This is a genomic window from Paenibacillus sp. SEL3, assembly GCF_054602585.1.
In genome coordinates this window covers 927,619-946,236 of record NZ_CM137725.1, presented here as the reverse complement: position 1 = coordinate 946,236, position 18,618 = coordinate 927,619, and the positions used below count along the sequence as shown (strand labels likewise).

General features: G+C 46.5%; 16 protein-coding genes. 9 read left to right on the top strand and 7 right to left on the bottom strand.

Features of this window, described 5'->3' with window-relative positions:
- Nucleotides 1–83 precede the first annotated feature (83 nt).
- Nucleotides 84–1,697 (top strand): cellulase family glycosylhydrolase, encoded by a 1,614-nt coding sequence (locus ACYCS5_RS04525; protein ID WP_340886173.1) that lies wholly within the window; start codon nucleotides 84–86, stop codon nucleotides 1,695–1,697.
- 331 nt (nucleotides 1,698–2,028) lie between these two features.
- Here the strand turns inward: ACYCS5_RS04525 and ACYCS5_RS04520 are convergent, their stop codons facing one another.
- Entirely contained in the window at nucleotides 2,029–3,033 is a 1,005-nt protein-coding gene (locus ACYCS5_RS04520) for an LLM class flavin-dependent oxidoreductase (protein WP_341039819.1), read from the bottom strand.
- A gap of 151 nt (nucleotides 3,034–3,184) precedes the next feature.
- On the opposite strand from ACYCS5_RS04520, the gene ACYCS5_RS04515 reads away from it, so the two are divergent.
- Nucleotides 3,185–3,508 carry a DUF3817 domain-containing protein gene (locus ACYCS5_RS04515; protein WP_029515655.1) on the top strand — a complete coding sequence of 108 codons (324 nt, stop codon included), beginning with the start codon at nucleotides 3,185–3,187 and terminating at the stop codon, nucleotides 3,506–3,508.
- A 129-nt stretch (nucleotides 3,509–3,637) separates the two neighbouring features.
- Here the strand turns inward: ACYCS5_RS04515 and ACYCS5_RS04510 are convergent, their stop codons facing one another.
- On the bottom strand, nucleotides 3,638–4,588 hold the full coding sequence (locus ACYCS5_RS04510; RefSeq protein ID WP_069012508.1) for an acetylxylan esterase: 951 nt from the start codon (nucleotides 4,586–4,588) through the stop codon (nucleotides 3,638–3,640).
- 36 nt (nucleotides 4,589–4,624) lie between these two features.
- Nucleotides 4,625–4,888 (bottom strand): YkgJ family cysteine cluster protein, encoded by a 264-nt coding sequence (locus ACYCS5_RS04505; protein ID WP_238437904.1) that lies wholly within the window; start codon nucleotides 4,886–4,888, stop codon nucleotides 4,625–4,627.
- Nucleotides 4,889–5,185: 297 nt separating this feature from the next.
- On the opposite strand from ACYCS5_RS04505, the gene ACYCS5_RS04500 reads away from it, so the two are divergent.
- Nucleotides 5,186–5,443 carry a GlsB/YeaQ/YmgE family stress response membrane protein gene (locus ACYCS5_RS04500; protein WP_013311445.1) on the top strand — a complete coding sequence of 86 codons (258 nt, stop codon included), beginning with the start codon at nucleotides 5,186–5,188 and terminating at the stop codon, nucleotides 5,441–5,443.
- Between the two features lie 118 nt (nucleotides 5,444–5,561).
- On the opposite strand, the gene ACYCS5_RS04495 is transcribed toward ACYCS5_RS04500, so the two are convergent.
- Nucleotides 5,562–6,863, bottom strand: a complete 1,302-nt coding sequence (locus ACYCS5_RS04495) for an MFS transporter (RefSeq protein ID WP_069012509.1) — start codon at nucleotides 6,861–6,863, stop codon at nucleotides 5,562–5,564.
- Nucleotides 6,864–7,142: 279 nt separating this feature from the next.
- Between ACYCS5_RS04495 and ACYCS5_RS04490 the strand changes: the two genes are divergently transcribed.
- From ACYCS5_RS04490 to ACYCS5_RS04480, 3 genes are all read left to right on the top strand, one after another.
- The gene (locus ACYCS5_RS04490) at nucleotides 7,143–7,994 is read left to right on the top strand and encodes an amino acid ABC transporter substrate-binding protein (protein ID WP_459760885.1); all 852 of its coding nucleotides are present in this window, start codon (nucleotides 7,143–7,145) and stop codon (nucleotides 7,992–7,994) included.
- Between the two features lie 73 nt (nucleotides 7,995–8,067).
- A complete protein-coding gene (locus ACYCS5_RS04485; RefSeq protein WP_029515651.1) occupies nucleotides 8,068–8,736 on the top strand; it encodes an amino acid ABC transporter permease in 669 nt (222 codons plus the stop codon).
- Between the two features lie 14 nt (nucleotides 8,737–8,750).
- Nucleotides 8,751–9,503: an amino acid ABC transporter ATP-binding protein gene (locus ACYCS5_RS04480; RefSeq protein ID WP_459760884.1), complete on the top strand. Its 753-nt coding sequence runs from the start codon at nucleotides 8,751–8,753 to the stop codon at nucleotides 9,501–9,503.
- Nucleotides 9,504–9,623: 120 nt separating this feature from the next.
- On the opposite strand, the gene ACYCS5_RS04475 is transcribed toward ACYCS5_RS04480, so the two are convergent.
- The 3 genes from ACYCS5_RS04475 to ACYCS5_RS04465 all read right to left on the bottom strand — a co-directional run bounded on the left by ACYCS5_RS04475 (nucleotide 9,624) and on the right by ACYCS5_RS04465 (nucleotide 13,780).
- Nucleotides 9,624–10,778 (bottom strand): MFS transporter, encoded by a 1,155-nt coding sequence (locus tag ACYCS5_RS04475; RefSeq protein WP_459760883.1) that lies wholly within the window; start codon nucleotides 10,776–10,778, stop codon nucleotides 9,624–9,626.
- Nucleotides 10,779–11,040: 262 nt separating this feature from the next.
- Nucleotides 11,041–12,321 (bottom strand): AAA family ATPase, encoded by a 1,281-nt coding sequence (locus ACYCS5_RS04470; protein WP_029515648.1) that lies wholly within the window; start codon nucleotides 12,319–12,321, stop codon nucleotides 11,041–11,043.
- A gap of 1 nt (nucleotide 12,322) precedes the next feature.
- The gene (locus ACYCS5_RS04465) at nucleotides 12,323–13,780 is read right to left on the bottom strand and encodes an RtcB family protein (RefSeq protein WP_341039815.1); all 1,458 of its coding nucleotides are present in this window, start codon (nucleotides 13,778–13,780) and stop codon (nucleotides 12,323–12,325) included.
- 548 nt (nucleotides 13,781–14,328) lie between these two features.
- On the opposite strand from ACYCS5_RS04465, the gene ACYCS5_RS04460 reads away from it, so the two are divergent.
- The 3 genes from ACYCS5_RS04460 (at nucleotide 14,329) to ACYCS5_RS04450 (ending at nucleotide 18,614) form a co-directional block, all read left to right on the top strand.
- Nucleotides 14,329–14,658, top strand: a complete 330-nt coding sequence (locus ACYCS5_RS04460) for an ArsR/SmtB family transcription factor (RefSeq protein WP_013311437.1) — start codon at nucleotides 14,329–14,331, stop codon at nucleotides 14,656–14,658.
- A gap of 29 nt (nucleotides 14,659–14,687) precedes the next feature.
- Nucleotides 14,688–16,469: a SulP family inorganic anion transporter gene (locus ACYCS5_RS04455; RefSeq protein ID WP_029515646.1), complete on the top strand. Its 1,782-nt coding sequence runs from the start codon at nucleotides 14,688–14,690 to the stop codon at nucleotides 16,467–16,469.
- 519 nt (nucleotides 16,470–16,988) lie between these two features.
- Nucleotides 16,989–18,614: a S8 family serine peptidase gene (locus tag ACYCS5_RS04450; RefSeq protein ID WP_459760882.1), complete on the top strand. Its 1,626-nt coding sequence runs from the start codon at nucleotides 16,989–16,991 to the stop codon at nucleotides 18,612–18,614.
- Nucleotides 18,615–18,618 lie beyond the last annotated feature (4 nt).

The following is an 18,618-nucleotide window of genomic DNA, read 5'->3' as shown; positions in this document are numbered from 1 at the left end:
GTTGTATAAAGGAGGGGGTAAAAGAGCAGAGAACAACGTACTGATAAGTCTCATCTACTTTATAAAAAGGAAGGAATGTGTAAATGATGAATGGGCAATGGATCCTGTCAAGGATCGCAAAAAGAGTAGCGGTGATGCTAACAGCAGTATTACTATTAACGTTAACGAACGGATTCAACTGGAATACGCAAACAGCAGAGGCTGCTGGGACGACACCTGTGGAACGTTACGGACAACTTTCAGTAAAGAATGGTAAATTGGTGGATAAAAACGGTAAACCTGTGCAACTCAAAGGTATTAGCTCTCACGGCGTCCAATGGTTTGGGGATCTGGTAAATCAGGACTCTATGAAATGGCTACGGGACGATTGGGGCATTTCCGTATTTCGGGTTGCACTGTACACTGAAGAAGGTGGTTATATCGCCAATCCTTCTTTGAAAAATAAAGTGAAAGAAGCGATTGAGGTAGCACAGAAACTGGGCTTGTACGTCATTATCGACTGGCACATTCTTTCAGATGGCGATCCGAACATTCATAAAAATGAAGCCAAAGCTTTCTTTAATGAATTTTCAACTCAGTACGGCCATTTACCTAACGTAATCTATGAACTTGCCAATGAGCCGAATGGAAATGTGAACTGGAACAATCAAATCCGACCTTATGCGTCTGAGGTATCTCAGGTTATTCGCGCTAAGGACCCGGACAATATTATTATTGTAGGAACAGGCACATGGAGTCAGGATGTACATGATGCAGCAGACCATCCACTTCCAGACAAGAATACAATGTATACCGTACATTTCTATGCGGGTACGCATGGACAATTCTTGCGCGATCGGGTCGATTATGCACTGAACAAAGGCGTGGGCATATTTGCTACCGAGTGGGGTACAAGCGATGCTTCGGGTAACGGTGGTCCGTTCCTGAATGAATCCAAAGTATGGACTGATTTTCTGGCTAGCCGTGGAATCAGTTGGACTAACTGGTCGCTGTCAGATAAAAATGAGACCTCTGCTGCGCTGATGTCTGGTGCTGACCGTAAGGGCGGATGGCCTGATTCACAATTGTCCGCTTCTGGAAAATTCGTAAAACAGGCGATTCTGGAAGGCTCCAGCAACATTGGTGGAGGCGGAAACAACGGTGGGGATAACGGCGGAGATGGCAACACTGGCGGTAATAACGGTGGTGGCAACAACGGCGGCGATAACGACAACGGAGGAAGTACACCAGGCAGTAACGATCAAGGAATTGTGCTACAGTATCGCACCGGTGACACAAATGCCAAGGATAACGCAATCCGTCCTGAATTTAATATCAAAAATAAAGGGAAAACAGCTGTGAAGTTGAGCGATCTAAAAATTCGCTACTATTACACAGATGAAAGCAAACAAGCTCAGCAGTTTTTTGTAGACTGGGCCAGGATTGGCAATGAGAAGGTAAAAGCAACTTTTGTAACATTGCCGAATCCAAAGGCCAAGGCTGATAAATATGTGGAGATTTCTTTCACAGATGGAGCCGGAACGATTCAGCCCGGTGGGGAAAGCGGAGAAATTCAACCCCGTATTCATGCTGCAAATTGGAGCAATTTTGATGAGACCAACGATTACTCCTATGGTGCTACCCAAAAAGCATTTGCAGACTGGGACCATGGCACTGTATATCAGCAGGGTAAGCTGGTTTGGGGTATAGAACCTTAGGAACCTTAGAATTTAACCGTTATTAACTTTATCGGAATGAGTAAAGAATGGGACTTTTGGGTGCAATTTTTCCAAGGTTTGGAGTATAGAATATGCGCCTTTGGTATATACGAACTGGAACTTTAGGAGGTAACAACTGGAACTTTAGTTTCGATGTGTATACTACCAAAGTACCATATGGTGTTAGACTTTTGTAGTGCTTGAATTACTTCCATAGTGTAGATGGGTTGGTTCCAATGAACCCTTCTCTACGACAAACCCCCGCTGTTGCCATTATAGGCTGGCGGGGGTTTTTTATGTTTCTGAAGCTCAGCCTCCGTTCAACGGCTGTCTATACCAAATCAAAAGCTTTGGCCAGCAGACGGTAGGACTGAACACGTTTATCAAAGTCATGAATGGATGAAACGACCAGTAACTCATCGGTACGATACTGCTCAGCCAGTCTTAGTAGCTGTTCCTTACACTGTTCAGGGGTACCAACAACACGCCATGCTGCGGACTGACGCAGCCGCTCACGATCCAACTCTGTGTATGGATAGGCCATTGCTGTTTTCACCGACGGAAGAGAACTCATTTCTTTACCTTGCATGAGCAAAAGGAAATACAAACTAGCACTGGACGCCAGCTGCTCAGCTTCTTCTTCGGTTTCAGCGCAGGCCACCGTAACTGCCGCCATGGAATGGGGCTTATCACCCAGGATCGAAGGCTGAAATTGCTCGTGGTAACGTGCAGTAGCTTCTACACCGCCTGGAGTTCCGAAAAATTGGGCAAAGGCATAGGAGGCCCCCATCATCGCGGCCAATCGGGCGCTCTCTCCGCTGGAGCCGAGCAACCATAATTCAGGAACGGTCGATATCATTGGGGAGGCATGAAGACCGGCAAACTGATGATTGTCAGGCACCGAATCATGGAAGTAGTCGATTAAATCGAGAATCTGCTGTGGATATTGTTCGACAGATTGGTACTTGCCTTCCTGCAGGGCGCGAGTAGCAAGCGGTAAACCGCCGGGAGCCCGCCCTATTCCCAGGTCGATACGTCCTGGATGGAGTGCCTCCAGCAAACGGAAGTTTTCGGCGACTTTATACGCGCTATAGTGTGGCAGCATAATACCGCCTGAACCCACACGAATGCGTGATGTGTGAGCAGCCAAATGCGCAATCAGCACCTCAGGGCTGGAATGCGCTAGTGTTTTGGAAGCATGATGTTCGGATACCCAATAACGGCTGTACCCCAGTTGGTCAGCTTCGCGGGCTAAATCTGTTGTATTGGATAATGCATCCTGAGCAGTACCGCCTTCAGGAATATGAGACTGGTCCAGTATACCCAGTTTAAGCATTTATAATCACCTCTTACACAACTCTATCAGACACAACTCACTAGGTCAAAATTCAAAATGGATAGGTTGGAGTTTGGGGACCTTTTCGTTATAATAAAGGATGTGTAAAGGATGAGAGTACATCCTTGCTAATGGAGAGGGGATTGAAATTGTGTTAAGAACACCTTTAGGGCGTGTCCGACTCATGCTCTGGATTCAAGCTATAGCTTATTTGGCGATACTATTCACCCACCAGCCGCTGCAAGCAGCGGGCATGGCCCAGGCGGTTATGGTGATTGGTAACATATACCGGGTGAGCTTTTTGTTGCTCCTCGTTGCTTTGATCTATGGGAAAACAGCACTGCATTGGTCTATACGGCGGCCTCTTTTTATTATGTTTGCCTCCTTCATTCCGTTTGGTCTGATGATTATGGATTTTGTTTGGGTGCGAAAATGGACAGGGGATTCGGCAGCAGAACAGCGAGCTGCATCGTAATCTTAGAAGTTTTGTTTTGTGTGAGTTGTCGAGGAGTTTGTCTGGCGTAAGCGGGACTGGCCCCGATGCAGCAGAAAAGAACATTACGCAGGTTGATGCGTGGTGTTCTTTTTTTGTGCACCGGAGGAATTATGAAAAATGCTGCACTAAAAATTCAACTGTTTTACGTCTTTGAAAGCCTTCAACCCAATGTCCGGTAAACGGATAAATTTCAATCGTTTTCGGTGATTCAATACGGTTATAAGCGGCGAAAATCGTCTCTGGCATACACACAGTATCCTTGAACCCTACCGATACCATGATCGGGATACGAATACGATGAGCAAGATTCATCACGTCAAAATAACTTAATGTATGTAGCACCTGCTCCAAATGCTCCGGAAATCGGTTAGCAAATTCAGCTGCTTCCGTCAGCGAACTGGTAGAATTCATCATACCAAAATCCATATGACACATATTGGGGATATCCGCTACTGTAATAGCAGCTTTATCGCTGAGCGCAGCCACCATTAATGAAAGTCCGCCGCCCTGACTGGCGCCACTGATTGCGATTTTAGCCGAATCGACATCCGACTGCTCCGCTACCCAATCTACGGCTCTAAGGGCATCAGTTGTAATCGTTTTGTAGTAGCAGGTATCTTTGTCCAATATTCCTTTCGTTACCCAGCCTTTAACCGTACCATGAGCATCACCCAGACGGTCTCCCGTTTCTCCACCTTGACCACGTACATCTACTGCCAATACAGCAAAGCCAAGCATAAGCCAGGAGGAATAATCTTCAGGATAGCCTTTTCCGCCTGTATAGCCATGAAACAGAACGATACATGGCAACTTTTGATCTCCGGCAAATCGGGGGCGTACATACCAGGCATGCAGAGGCGTATCATCGACACCCTCAAAAGTAACCCGGTAGGCAAGAATATGAGGATATGGCGTTTCTACGAGAGTTTTGAACGCATGTACAGGTTTGGCGTGGACTTCTTCCAGTGTTTTGGCCCAGAATAAATCTATATCCTTCGGGGCGGTAAGATCGGGTCGATATTGCTTCAATTCGGCAATTCTTTTTTCAATAACATTCATAATCAAAATTCTCCTTCATATAGAATGAACTTCTCCTTAAGTTTTACCCGGTAAAGTTGACTCCTCTAGCTCTCTCAGTAGCTGATATGCTCTTTCATTAGTGCTTCCGCACGTATCCTCATCAGCATGGAACCCACTGCATACAACTGGGCGCTCAGGTTTGCCAAACAATCGGCAACGGTAATCGGAAGTTAGCTGAGGGCAAGGAACACCAGCTGGTTTTCCATCTGGCATGCCGGGAATAGGGGAAGAAATCGTAATGGCAATGCAGCACGCGGCACATCCTACTCGACACTCCAGTTGGGGTCACTCCTTAATAATCTGTTATTTTTGTAACTTATGCATGAAGTGACATTGATGAAGCCATAATGTGAGGATGGCACAAAAAAAGCAGGAATACAAGGATAAACGCATATGAGACACACTTTTCACACAAGGGGTATAAATAGTCGTAGAGGCACGTAAGATGGTATCAAGTCCCTAAATCAGTGTTCCATACTGTGGTAATATTAACCAATCGTCTTTTGTGTGTTCAAAAGGAGTTCGAGTGGTTAATAATAGAACACAACGATAAAAACTTAAACGAGGTGACGCAAAATGAGTTGGTTATGGGCATTGATTGTTGGTGGTATTATTGGTTGGTTGGCAGGAATTATTGCAGGTCGTGATGTTCCGGGTGGCGTGATAGGTAACATCATCGCTGGTTTTATCGGCGCATGGTTGGGTAGCTTGATTCTGGGAAACTGGGGTCCTGAAATCGGGTCATTCTACATCGTTCCTGCATTAATTGGTGCGATTGTGCTGGTCGTGATTGTAAGCTTGATCTTCCGTTCCGTTGGACGGACTAGAGGCTAACTTTACGAATCATTGAATAGACTAGCCCCTATGGGGCACAAGGCTAAAATGGAAAGAAGCTGCTTCCGCAAGGTTCGCAAATGAACCTGTGGGAGCAGCTTTTTTTTGAGGAAAAGTCCTATTGAAAACGCCTGATATGAGGAACACTCAGAACGCCTAGCACGATACACATGCCGATGGTTGCAAACATACCCATGGTGAACATACCACCAAGCTTATCCGCCACAGCACCTACTGCCAGATAGCCGACAGGGAGCAGGGCAAAGGAAAACATTAGATCCAGACTAGCTACACGTCCAAAAGACTCGGCTGGGACTAATTCCTGAAGGCTCGTCTCCCAGATAATCGCAAATATCATAATGCCAAACCCTTCGAGCATCATGCTCATAATCAGTCCTGGCATCCAAGTGACTACAGACAACAGTAGTAAAGCAAGACCGCTGACAAAAGCTCCTAAGTAAGCGAGCAGGCCACGATGCTTCCAATGCTTGCGTGATCCATACACAAAGGCCCCCAACATGGCGCCAATACCGCTACTTGCCATCGCAATGCCATATACGACTGGATTGTAGCCATGATGAACCTTGAACAGCCATGGAATGAGTACAGCGATAATGCCTGAATAACAAATATTAATGAATGAAAAGGCAAGAATCGTAATCCATAGCCAAGGATGGCTTTTGAGAATGGTAAAGCCTGCGATAAAATCCTTGAGAAAATGCTGTCCCCCCTGATCTTGCTGTTCTGGATCTACCTGACCTTTGCCGATGATGGAGGCCAAATGAGCGCTCAGCATCCAAAAACAGGCAAAAGATATCAGATAAGCGATAGAATCCAGCCCAAAGCCCACACCCGGTGAGGAAAAAGATACAATGAAGCCTCCTAACGGAGGACCAAGTAGACGGACGGCTTGTATACTAATCTGGCTAAGCGCGTTGGCTGCATTGCGTATGTCCGGTGTGAACACCTGTGCACGTAAGGCAGAATAAGCGGGATTAAAGATACCGTCCATCAATCCGTATAACGCTAGGCCAACGAATAGAAACGGCAATTTCATCCCGCCCGTAAACATCAGCACGGCCGCAATGAACATCAGCCCAAACCGGGCGATATTCGTAAACAGAAGGAGACGGATTCGGTCAATTCTGTCCACAATCATGCCTGCGAAAGGCAGAATAAGTACGTTAGGCAGCATATAAACCGTCATCGCCAGTCCCATGATAGTAGTCGAGCCTGTTAGGGAATAGATAACCAGTGGCAAAATGACTGTGGTGACTGAGCTCCCCAACATTGCGATCCAATGTCCAAGCCACAACAAGGTGAACGCTTTGGATTGTTTTAAGGGTGAAGTGAAGGTAGCCCAGGCCGAGGGACTGCCTTCAGGTGAAGTAGAGGATAAGGTTGAATTCTGGGTATCCATGATCACACTCCGGTACATATTTCTAAATTGCATATTAAAACCTATTATACGAAATCTCAAACGTGAGGGTACAGAAAAAGTTGCTGTGAGGGGAGTTATAATGAATAACCTGCCAATGAAAGAGTCAACCTAGAATAACTTTAGGCCACAAAAATATATAACTTACCTTTTTCATAGGGATTATTGGATAAAAGCATTGACGCGTGAAAATGAATGATGTACTATTCAATGACCAGCCGCGTGCTAGGTTATCAAGAAAAGGGAAAGAGTGTGGATACCATGAAAAAATTTAGTTTATTGCCGATTGTACTCATCGTGATGGCATTGCTGGTTTCGGCCTGCGGGAACAACGATAAAGGCGCCAGTACCCATAATGCATCTACTGGAGAAAACGGATCTAATAATGGAAAAGCAGATACCACTGCTACAGCTACTCTTGAATCTGTAAAAGCAAGCGGCAAGCTAAGAATTGGCACGGAAGGCACCTATGCTCCGTTTACCTACCATGATGCTGCTGGTAAACTGACGGGCTTCGATGTCGATATTGCGACTGAAGTGAGCAAACGCCTGGGTGTACAACCGGAGTTTATCGAGACGCAATGGGACGGCATATTCGCAGGGTTGAACTCCAAGCGGTTTGACACAGTGTTCAATGAAGTATCCATTACAGACGAGCGCAAGCAAAAATATGATTTTTCCGATCCGTACATTGTCTCCAAGGCAGTTCTGATCGTAAGCGAAGACAATACAGACATCCATAAATTTGCTGATCTAAAAGGGAAAAAGTCCGGGCAATCCCTGACCAGCAACCTGACTCAAATCGCGAAAAGCAACGGTGCGGAAATTGTGGCAACAGAGGGATTCAACCAAGCCATTGACCTCCTCACTTCCAAACGGGTGGATGCGACCGTCAATGATGGATTATCCTATCTCGATCTGAAAAAGCAAAAGCCAGACGCACCCATCAAAAAGGTGGACGAATCTTCAGATGCTTCACACAGCGCAGCTGTATTCAATAAAGGCAGCGAAGATTTGATCAAGGAAGTAAACAAAGCGCTGGCTGATATGAAGGCTGACGGTACGTATCTGAAAATTTCCGAGAAATATTTTGGAGCCGACGTATCCAAATAATAAATGAAGACCAAACGTTCGCCAAGGCGAACTGAATCTTCTCAAACCTATCTTTTCAAAGGATGTCTGTACAATGGATGATCGCCAAATACAAATCATTATGGATTCATTATTGCCTCTGCTAAAAGCAGGGGTTTCTTTTACGATTCCGCTCACGCTTATCTCCTTTGCTCTGGGACTCGTGCTGGCGCTGATTACAGCGTTAGCCCGTCTGTCCAAATGGAGAATACTCAAGCTGATTTTCGGCTTCTATGTATGGGTGATTCGAGGAACTCCGTTGCTGGTGCAGTTGTATATTATTTTCTATGGTTTACCTTCCGTGGGTATTACATTGGACCCGTTTATTGCTTCAGTAATCGGTTTTACCCTCAGCGTAGGGGCTTATAGCTCTGAAATTATACGTGCGGCTATCATATCTATTCAGGAAGGCCAATGGGAGGCGGGATACTCCCTGGGGATGACGCGCTGGCAAGTATTGCGACGTATCGTGCTACCGCAAGCATCCCGTGTGTCCGTACCTCCGTTGGCTAATTCATTCATCAGCTTGGTGAAGGATACCTCACTGGCTGCGACCATCACCTATGTGGAAATGTTCAGAACGGCTAACCAGATTGTAGCTACCACATACGAACCGCTATTGGTGTATACCGAGGCGGGGGTTATTTATCTGCTGTTTAGCACTATTTTGACTGTGCTGCAAAATTACCTGGAGAAGCGACTAGGCCGTTTTTCCGTCAGATAAAGGAGATTGTACCGGTGATCCAAATTCGGAATATACACAAATCGTTCGGCTCGCTGGAAGTGCTTAAGGGTGTTGACGTAACGTTGGGTAAGGGGAAGGTGCTTGTTATCATCGGTCCTTCCGGTTCTGGTAAAACAACGTTTTTACGCTGCTTAAATTTGCTGGAGATTCCTGACCAAGGAGAGATTCAAGCAGGGGATATTGCACTGAATTTTGCGAAAGGAACGAAGCTCCGGCAAGAAAATATTTTGGCGCTGCGCAAGCGGACAGGGATGGTGTTTCAATCCTACAACCTTTTCCCACATATGACAGCAGAACAAAATGTGATGGAGGGACAAGTCACGGTTCAGAAAAAGAGCAAGGACGAAGCGCGCAAACGTGCATTGGAGTTGCTTAAAAAAGTGGGGTTGGCTGATAAAGCCGAATCCTATCCGCATCAGTTATCAGGAGGACAGCAGCAACGTGTCGGTATTGCCCGGGCAATGGCGGTCGAACCTGAGGTACTATTGTTCGACGAGCCGACCTCCGCGCTCGATCCTGAGTTGGTAGGCGAGGTGCTCAAGGTCATGAAGAAACTGGCTGCTGAAGGAATGACGATGGTCATTGTCACCCATGAAATGAAATTTGCAGCCGAGGTCGCGGACCATGTGATTTTGATGGATCAGGGCATAATCGTTGAGCAGGGTACGCCGCATGAGGTTCTGGAGCAGCCCACCAGTCCACGGGCTATTCAGTTTTTGAATCGTCTGAGCGGGGAAGTGGAATAAAGGGAACTACAGTATTTATTAAAATAAGCGTTTAGACTGAATAAAAGGCAGCTACAGCCGGGCATTTCAAAAATAAAGCCTTGCACCCGTAGCTGCCTTTTGCTCATCAGTTGTCCTCTTTTATTTCATTTTTAATGTAAGCAAAAAAGTAATCAACAGAATACAACAGCCTGCTATAAATGGAGCGAACAGATTTGCATCCAATAAAAAACCCGCTAGAGTAGGGCCTAAAATATTCCCAACACTCATATAGGCATTATTCATACCAGCTACATATCCTTGCTCATTCCCGGCCATCTTCGATAATTGTGTATTAAGAGCTGGACGAAGCATAGCTGTGGCAAAGAAAATAAGGGAAGTGACAAGGAAGATACTCCAGAAATCTTTGGCTAAGAGAAATAAAATATAAGCAACAGAGGTGAAAAGAAGCGATCCTTTGATCACTCTTTGTTCACCAAACTTATTGATTATTTTAGCAACAACTAATGCTTGCATACCGACTCCGATCACAGCACCTGCGGTCAGAATGACAGCAATATTTTGCGGCGAGAATTGGAAGCGGTTCGTTACATATAAACCAAGAACAGATTCAAAATTAGCGAGTCCAAAGGTCATCACCAGGACAAGTACAAAGAGCATTGTATATTTTGACTTCAATGATCTCGCGTATTGTTTATAAATAGATTCCTTCTGAATCGTTCTTGCCCGTGCTGCTTTCATTTGCTCTTTCGATAAACTTTCAGGCAAACAAAACACTGAAAAAATAACAGCAGCTATAGCAGCACCTGTCGCTGTGTAAAGCGGCACTCTCGTTCCATATCCTGCAAGAAGACCACCCAATCCAGGTCCAATAACAAATCCGAATGACATGGCTGCGGCGAGCAGGCTGTTCCCTTTGGCGCGTTCTTCGGTTGTTGTAATATCCGCTACATATGCCATCATAGGAGGAACAATCAAGGCTGCTGCCATTCCTTCCAGAAGTCTTGAGGTATACAGCATCCATAATTCATCTCCGATAGCAAAGATAAATTTAGCTACAGCAAAAACAATGACACCTACGAGGATAAAAACTTTTCTCCCATATCGATCAGACAGCTGTCCAGTCAGGGGAGAGAGCAGGAACTGCGTTATGCCATAGGCTGCTACCAATAAACCGATTGCCCGCCCACTGGCTCCAAACTCAATGATCAGTTCCGGCAGGATGGGGGTAATTAAACCCACGCCCACCATAACAATGAAGATATTAATCATTAGAATCCCAAGTATTCTTTTCATGCAAAAAACCTCCTTATCCATTGGTTTCTGGATAGGAGGCAGACATACGAACAAGAAGATACACTGCTCCCGTCAAAGAAGCAATGCTCTTATCGTTAATACCCAAAAGCCTACACTAATCCTATCCAGAAAATTCGTAAGATTACGATTTTTTTCTTTGGTGGAATAGGATTAGTAGATCATTGGCTTAAGGTCACCCTTTCGATACTTTATTGTTTATCAACGTAACATAAATTTCTTGATAAGGCAATGAAAGGATAAATCAGAAGAACCCGACTCGTCCTTCGGCCACATTTTTTAGCCAGTCCTGCTTACGGCTCTTATCGAGCTCGCCTCGCATACCTTTGATAATCAGTTCAATATCGGCTTTTCCCTGCTCATGCCACTCCAGAGCCGTGCTGACATAAAGTTCTCCGAGCTGTGCCAGCGAAAACCCGTCAGTCATGGCTGCCGCCTTCTGTGTACCCGTTTCTCCTGCAAAAACAAGGAAGTTACGCAACTTGAGATATGCCAGTCGCAGCGCTTCGTCAGGCAAACTGATTTCATAAGCCCGGTCGAAACGCCCTGCCCGGTTCATCAGACCCGGGTCGATTTTTTCGGGATAATTGGTCGTTCCGATCAGGAAGATGCCCTCCTTGGATGTAGCACCGTCGAGGGTATTCAGGAAAAAAGAACGCACCTCCTGAGGCATGGAATCAATGTCCTCAATGACCAGCACCATCGGAGCCAGGCGAGTAGCCGCCTCGAACACCTCTTTGACCGATTCACTGGTTGTATACTCCGTAATTTGCCAGTAGGCTGCCGGACCCGGTACACTGCTGGCAATTGATTTTACAAGTGTTGTTTTACCGTTGCCCGGATGGCCGTATAGTAGAATACCGCGCTTGTAAGGAATGTTATAAGTCTGATAGAAGGTACGATCCGCTTCAAAAAACTGATCGAGTGATCGGAAAATATCCCGTTTGATTTCCGCTTTCAAAATCACGTCATCTCGCGTAATTGCGCGGGTTATCGGCTCTGCCTGCCGAGAAAGTCCACGGCTTGTGTCGGTAAACACGGTGACACGCTTCATATTCTGCTTACGTTCACGACCGCGTACTCCCGCGAGGAAGCCTTGCAGCTCCTGGTCGCCTATCGCAAATACGTAATCTTCATTGTACACGCCATTATCACGGAAAAAGGGAACTCGCGCCAGCGCGATGCCCCACTTGGGATAGGCGAATACATTATTACGCATCGACAGATGCACGCCGTATTCAGGAGTCGGCCCGTCATCGTCATACTGGATGGTGCGTTCCTCCAAACGATCGAAGACCCGTGCCACATGCTCCAGGTCGGGACTGCCTGAACGAATATCCTCCTCCAGCAGATCCCAATACTCAATATTGGGATCATCGCTGGCATACAGCACGTATTTTACGCCATAGCGGTTATAGAGTGCTTCACTGATACCGTCGATCAGACGGGCATAAGCGGCATAACCGGTAATGCGTCCATCTGTACGTTCATCAAATTCATAAATAGCTGGGATGTCTATACTCAAATTATTTGGCTCCTTTCAGGGCAGCTAGCGGCTTGCATTTGGCTACAACTACTGCGAGTCCTGCCCCGGTGACACTTTCGATAATATCATCTACATTTTTGTAGGCTTGCGGAGATTCGTCGATAATGCTTTCCAGTGATGCCTGATTGACCACAATTTCGTCGTCTGTCCCTACACCCAGGGCCCCTGCAAAATCGTCCACACTGACGAGTCGTTTGGTCGCAGAACGCGAACGAATACGGCCTGCTCCATGGCAAATGGAGTGGAAGTTATCCTGACCGCCCGGTAAGCCTACCATAATATAAGAGGCTGTTCCCATAGAGCCGGGAATCAGGGCCGGATGCCCTGTCGCCTGATAAGGCCGCGGATTGTCGGGGTGTCCTGCTGGAAGAGCACGCGTAGCACCTTTACGATGCACAAACACACTACCGTGATCCGGATGGGATTCCTCCCAAGCATAATTGTGCATTAGATCGTACAAAGTACGCAACTCGCACTTTGTACCAAAGACATCGCGAAAGGCTTCACGCACGGAGTATGCGATGAGATGTCGGTTCACCACGGCATAATTCAGCGCCGAATACATCATATCGACATAATGTGCAGCTTCGGGATGGTCCAGCGGTGCGAATACCAGTCTCGGGTCAGAGGTACCGAGTCCGAGACGGCTCATCGTCTTGGCAATGGCAGATGAACTAGCCTGGCTGACTGCTCCACCCCAAGCCCGCGATCCAGAATGAATCATCACAGCCACCTGACCGTCGAACATCCCCCAAGCTTCAGCTGTTTCACGGTTTTCCTCCGCGATTTCAATCGCCTGAATTTCGACGAAATGATTGCCTCCACCCAGTGTGCCGAGCTGTCGGTGAGCCCGGTGCCATGTACGGTCTTCGACAAGATTCAGCACCTCCTCGTCAAAGGAGAACTTACTGTGCTCTACATGGGTGAGTGAGGTGGATTTCTTAGGAGTGTAGCTGTCCGGAATATATTTGTTGGGTAAGCCGTGTAGACCCTTGCGTACAATATGCTCCAGTCGGATATCCGAATAATGCCCGCGTTGGTGGGCTTCCATGGGCAAATATTTGTCGATGGTTTTGACCAGCTTACGGCGCAGCTTGGTTTCCTTCAAAGCATCCTTGTGCAGATTGGTCAGGTGTACGCGCATGCCGCAGCCAATATCACTGCCGACGATGGAGGGAGATACGTAACCATCCTCCATTCCCCATACAGCAGTCGTACCGATGCAGGTTCCGACGCCTACATGTACATCTGGTGTGTATCCCATATAGCGGATACCTGGAATTTGTAAATTGTTATTAGCCATCTCGAACACTTTGTAATCCAGTGAGGAGAAAAGTTGCTGAGAAGCATAGACGGTTAGATCACCTGCCGGAAGCTTCATCAGATGGCTGTATGGTCCTTCATGCAAGGACGAGTCGGTTGTATGTTGTATATTCATATAAATGGGTAGTTCCCTTCTTCAAGTAAATTCATAAATACTTGCATAAAAAGATTTAAAAAACAAAAAAAAGCCGCAGACTTGTCGTCTACGGCTTCTTGCACCGAAAGTGTTATTACATTTTATGATCAACACATCATAAATACGTAAAATAACCTGTTCTTCCAATAGCATAAAAAAATAAAAAAGCCCGGCTAATCACGCCGTCAGACAGCGTGATATCACCCATCATGTCGCCCGAACGGGGCCGATGAGACGAAAACTCAAATATGTGGTTGTATCATGCTGCCTGTCTGTCGTTATCATGTAAAGCACAGTCATGTCTGTCGGCCCCCTTTTCTTAAAAGTTAATTGCTATGTTAATGGAAACCTGTGGAAGCTGTCAACCCCTGAAAGGTAGAAGTGTGGAAAAATGTGACTTTACTCATGGTGAAGTGTGAGTAACATCATAGTTCAATTGGCCCGAAGCTGTTATTGTACTAAATATTCAAATATTCAGATATTGTTGATCGTTTATAGGACAATTCTGTGAGGGGGACGGAGCAGGCATGGAAGGAGATCTCCAGAAATTTAAGGCCGACTTTTTCAAAGCATTGGCTCACCCTCTGCGCATCCGCATTTTGGAGGTGCTGAGTGAAGGGGAACGGAATGTGAACGAGCTGCAGACTGCGCTCGGTTCTGAAGGTTCTGCCGTATCGCAGCAATTGGCCGTTTTACGAGCCAAAAATTTGGTGAACAGCTTCAAGGAAGGTACATCGGTTGTGTATTCACTACGTGATCCGCTTTTGACGGAGCTGCTTGCAGTGGCGCGACGGATTTTTGACAATCATTTGGTCGAAGCTATCTCGTTGCTGGAAGGTATACGTAACGAGAAGTAATGCTATTACAGAAAAGAAGGGTTACAGGAATGAAGTGGATAGGAAGGTTCGAAGGCTATAACGCAGGGGCTTTGCGAAAGGATCTCATTTCCGGAAGTATTGTAGCGATTGTGGCGATTCCACTCGGTATGGCGTTTGCCATTGCATCAGGAGTAAAGCCGGAATATGGGCTGTATACGACCATTGTTGCGGGAATTTTGGTTTCGCTGCTGGGAGGATCCAAATTCCAGATCGGAGGACCTACAGGCGCGTTTATTCCGATTTTGCTAGCTATTGTCATGCAATACGGTTATGAGAACTTACTCATAGCCGGTTTTATGGCGGGCATTATGCTCATTTTAATGGGTGTACTCAGGCTGGGGGCATTGATCAAGTTTATTCCCAAGCCAGTAACGATTGGCTTTACGGCCGGAATTGCCGTGACGATATTCAGTGGTCAGATTGCTAACTTTCTCGGCTTGCGCGGGGTAGAGAGGCATGAAACTTTTCTGCCTTCCATGGCAGAGCTCATCCATCGACTTCCTTCACTGAATGTGTATAGTATCCTGACGGCTTGTATCTGTCTTGCCGCGCTTATTTTGGTGCCTAAAAAATGGCCCAAGATACCCGGATCACTGGTTGGTCTACTCTTGTCAACGCTGGTGGCAGCTTTACTTTTTCCAGGGCAGGTGGCTACGATTGGCTCTGCGTATGGCGCAATTCCAGCATCTTTGCCTGAGCTACATATTCCTGCGGTGACGTGGGATTTGATCGTGAAACTCTTGCCGCCAGCACTTGTTATTGCAATGCTGGGAGCTATTGAATCTCTGCTTTCAGCGGTGGTAGCTGACGGTATGACGGGAGCCCGGCATAGCAGCAATCGTGAACTGGTTGGACAAGGGATTGCTAATTTGCTGACACCGCTGTTCGGCGGTATTCCTGCGACAGGTGCAATTGCCCGCACCGCCACAAATATCCGTAATGGTGCTGTTTCTCCTATGTCAGGCATCGTACATGGGTTCGTGGTGCTCCTCATTCTGGTGCTTTTTGCACCTTACGCATCTAACATTCCGTTGGCCAGTATGGCTCCGGTGCTGATGGTAGTAGCGTGGAATATGAGTGAGCGCAAGCATTTTGCGCACATTCTCAAAACGCGGACAGCGGATTCTATTGTGCTGGTTGTCACCTTTTTGTTGACGGTTTTTACGACGCTGACAACGGCTGTGGAGGTAGGCCTGATTCTAGCGGTTGTATTGTTTGTTAAACGTATGAGCAGTACACTTTCAGTAGACAAGGTACTTCCTGATCCTTCTGTAAAACATGAAAAAGTAGGCGCGCATATGGTTACAGATCAGCATGATTGTCCACAAGTGGCTATTTACAATGTGGAAGGCCCTCTATTTTTCGGTGCAGCCTCGGTATTGGAAAACTCAGGTGTGGGAGGCCGGACGGATCACCTACAAGGGATTTTGTTGTTACGTATGGGAAAGGTTCCTTTTATGGATATGACGGGAGAAGGTAACTTTACTGCATTAATTCAGAAATACCGGAAGTCTGGCGGGACAGTGCTTGTTTCCGGACTCCAGCCTCAACCGCTGGCATTACTACAGAAAACTGGATGCTACGACATGATTGGACAAAAGCATTTTTTTGAACACACAGGAGAGGCCCTTACGGCTGCTCTTGCACTGGTGAATCAGGATCATTGCTGTGGATGCAGGCAAATGGCTTTCCGAGAATGTACGAGTCTGTGCCGCAGACCGCAGCCAACCAAATCATCCTTTCCAGATGGAGCCGTCTCGGTTCCCATACCTGTAAATAGCGGCAGATAACACTCTTTTAAGTTTCTTGCTGAATGTCGAAAAATCTCTTCTGATCTCCGAAACCAAGTGCACAATGAAGACTTGCATTTGCTTCGAAAATGGAAGAGATTTTTCTTTTCTTCAAGGAAAAAAGGAATAAAATTCAAAAAAATGCTTGAATATCTGATTTTATGACACTATACTAGATTCAAAAGATACCATATGTTTCATTATTTTGTTTTAAATTGTATTTTAATACTTGCACATTAACCTCCTCGATTACTTCTAAATTTCTTATCCTACCTTTCTCTTCATTTTTTTCACTTATCATTTTCAAACTTGTCCACCTGTTTCTACCCGATGCTCGTTTTTTACGGTCTGCACCAAGGGTTGTTCACCTCAGAATGATGATCTATGGATTTCACCCCGGCGGAATCTATATTTTTTAAAGGAGGTGAGTACCAGAGGCTATTTTGTGAGCTTTTGACGTAGCTGTCCGGAAGGTTGTCCTTGAGAATTAAAAAACCAAGTAAAGGGAGATGGAAAGTATTGATTAAGTCGAAAAATATCAAAAAGACGCTGTCGGTCAGTTTTACCGCTCTTCTTGCCTTTTCTCTAATTTCCCCGGTATATGGGGATTCCAGCACAACCACCTCAGCAGGAGGATCAACCATTTCCGCCAAGGTTTCAGCCAAGCTGAACCAACAATTCAGTGCCAGTGAGTATGTCACCTATCTGGTTAAATTGAAGGATCAGGTGGATACGGAGTCCGTTGCCAAGCATGCTTTCCAAAAGGCCTCTGCAGAGCAGATTTCACCCGCTGCTGCTAAGCTTTCTGTACGTACAACAGTTGTGAACTCTCTCATGGATACAGCAGAAAAAACGCAACAATCCGTGGAAGAATACTTAAAGAAAGAAGTTAATAACGGAAGCGTCAAAAAGTACAAGAGTTACTTTATCGTGAACGCTTTTGCGGTCACCAGCACCAAAGAGGTCATGGATAATCTGGCCACACTTCCTGAGATCGACAAAATTTTACCGGATGAAAAGCGGGAACTGCAAAAAGTAGAAATAGATAAGGATGCCCAGCCTGTGGTTGAGGAATCTACAGCTGACCAAGTGGTTGCAGATCAGGCCGCTGTAGATACGGCTGTGACGGAAGAGAATGCGCAAAAATCGGTGGAAGAATCCGTATATAAGGATGCGGTAACGCCAAGCCGTGTCGAGTGGAATATCTCTAAAATCAAAGCACCACAGGTTTGGGCCAAAGGCATTGACGGCAAAGGCATTGTTGTCGCCAATCTGGATACAGGCGTTGAATATACTCACCCGGCGTTGAAAAGAAAATGGCGTGGTCTGAATGCTTCCGGTCAGGTCGTGAATCCAGAACTGAGCTGGTATGATGCGGTTGATGGAGCATCGCTGCCAACTGATTCAAATGGACATGGTACACATACGATGGGTACAAGCGTTGGCTCGGACAGCAACGGTACGAATGAAATCGGTGTTGCTCCTGGCGCCAAATGGATTGCGGTTCGAGTATTCAATCCAGATACCACCGACTCCATCTTACTGGACGGTGGACAATGGATTCTTGCTCCTGTAGATAAAAACGGTAAAAAACACCCTGAGCTTGCACCGGATGTGGTGAATAACTCTTGGGGGGGCGGACCTGGCCTGGATGAATGGTATCGTCCAGTCACCAAGGCGTGGAGAGCGGCTCAGATTTTCCCTGAGTTCTCCGCAGGCAACACAACATTGTCCAATCCGGGCGGACCTGGGTCTGTAGCCAATCCGGCAAATCTGCCGGAGGCTTATGCGACAGGAGCCACGGACGTTAACAACAAGCTAGCCAGCTTCTCGCTGCGCGGTCCTTCTCCTTATGGCGAAGTGAAGCCTGAAATTTCGGCTCCTGGTGTAAACATCCGTTCTTCTGTACCGGGCGGAGTGTATGAGGGGGGATGGAACGGTACCTCCATGGCAGGCCCGCATACTGCCGGATTAGCAGCATTACTGCTTCAGGCCAAACCATCTTTGACCGTGGACCAACTGGAGGATGTTATTTCAAAAACAGCAACTCCGCTGACAGACAGCCAGTATCGGACTTCACCGAACAATGGTTACGGATATGGTCTGATCGACGCGCTTGCTGCGGTGAACTCCGTACTTAAGTAAAAAT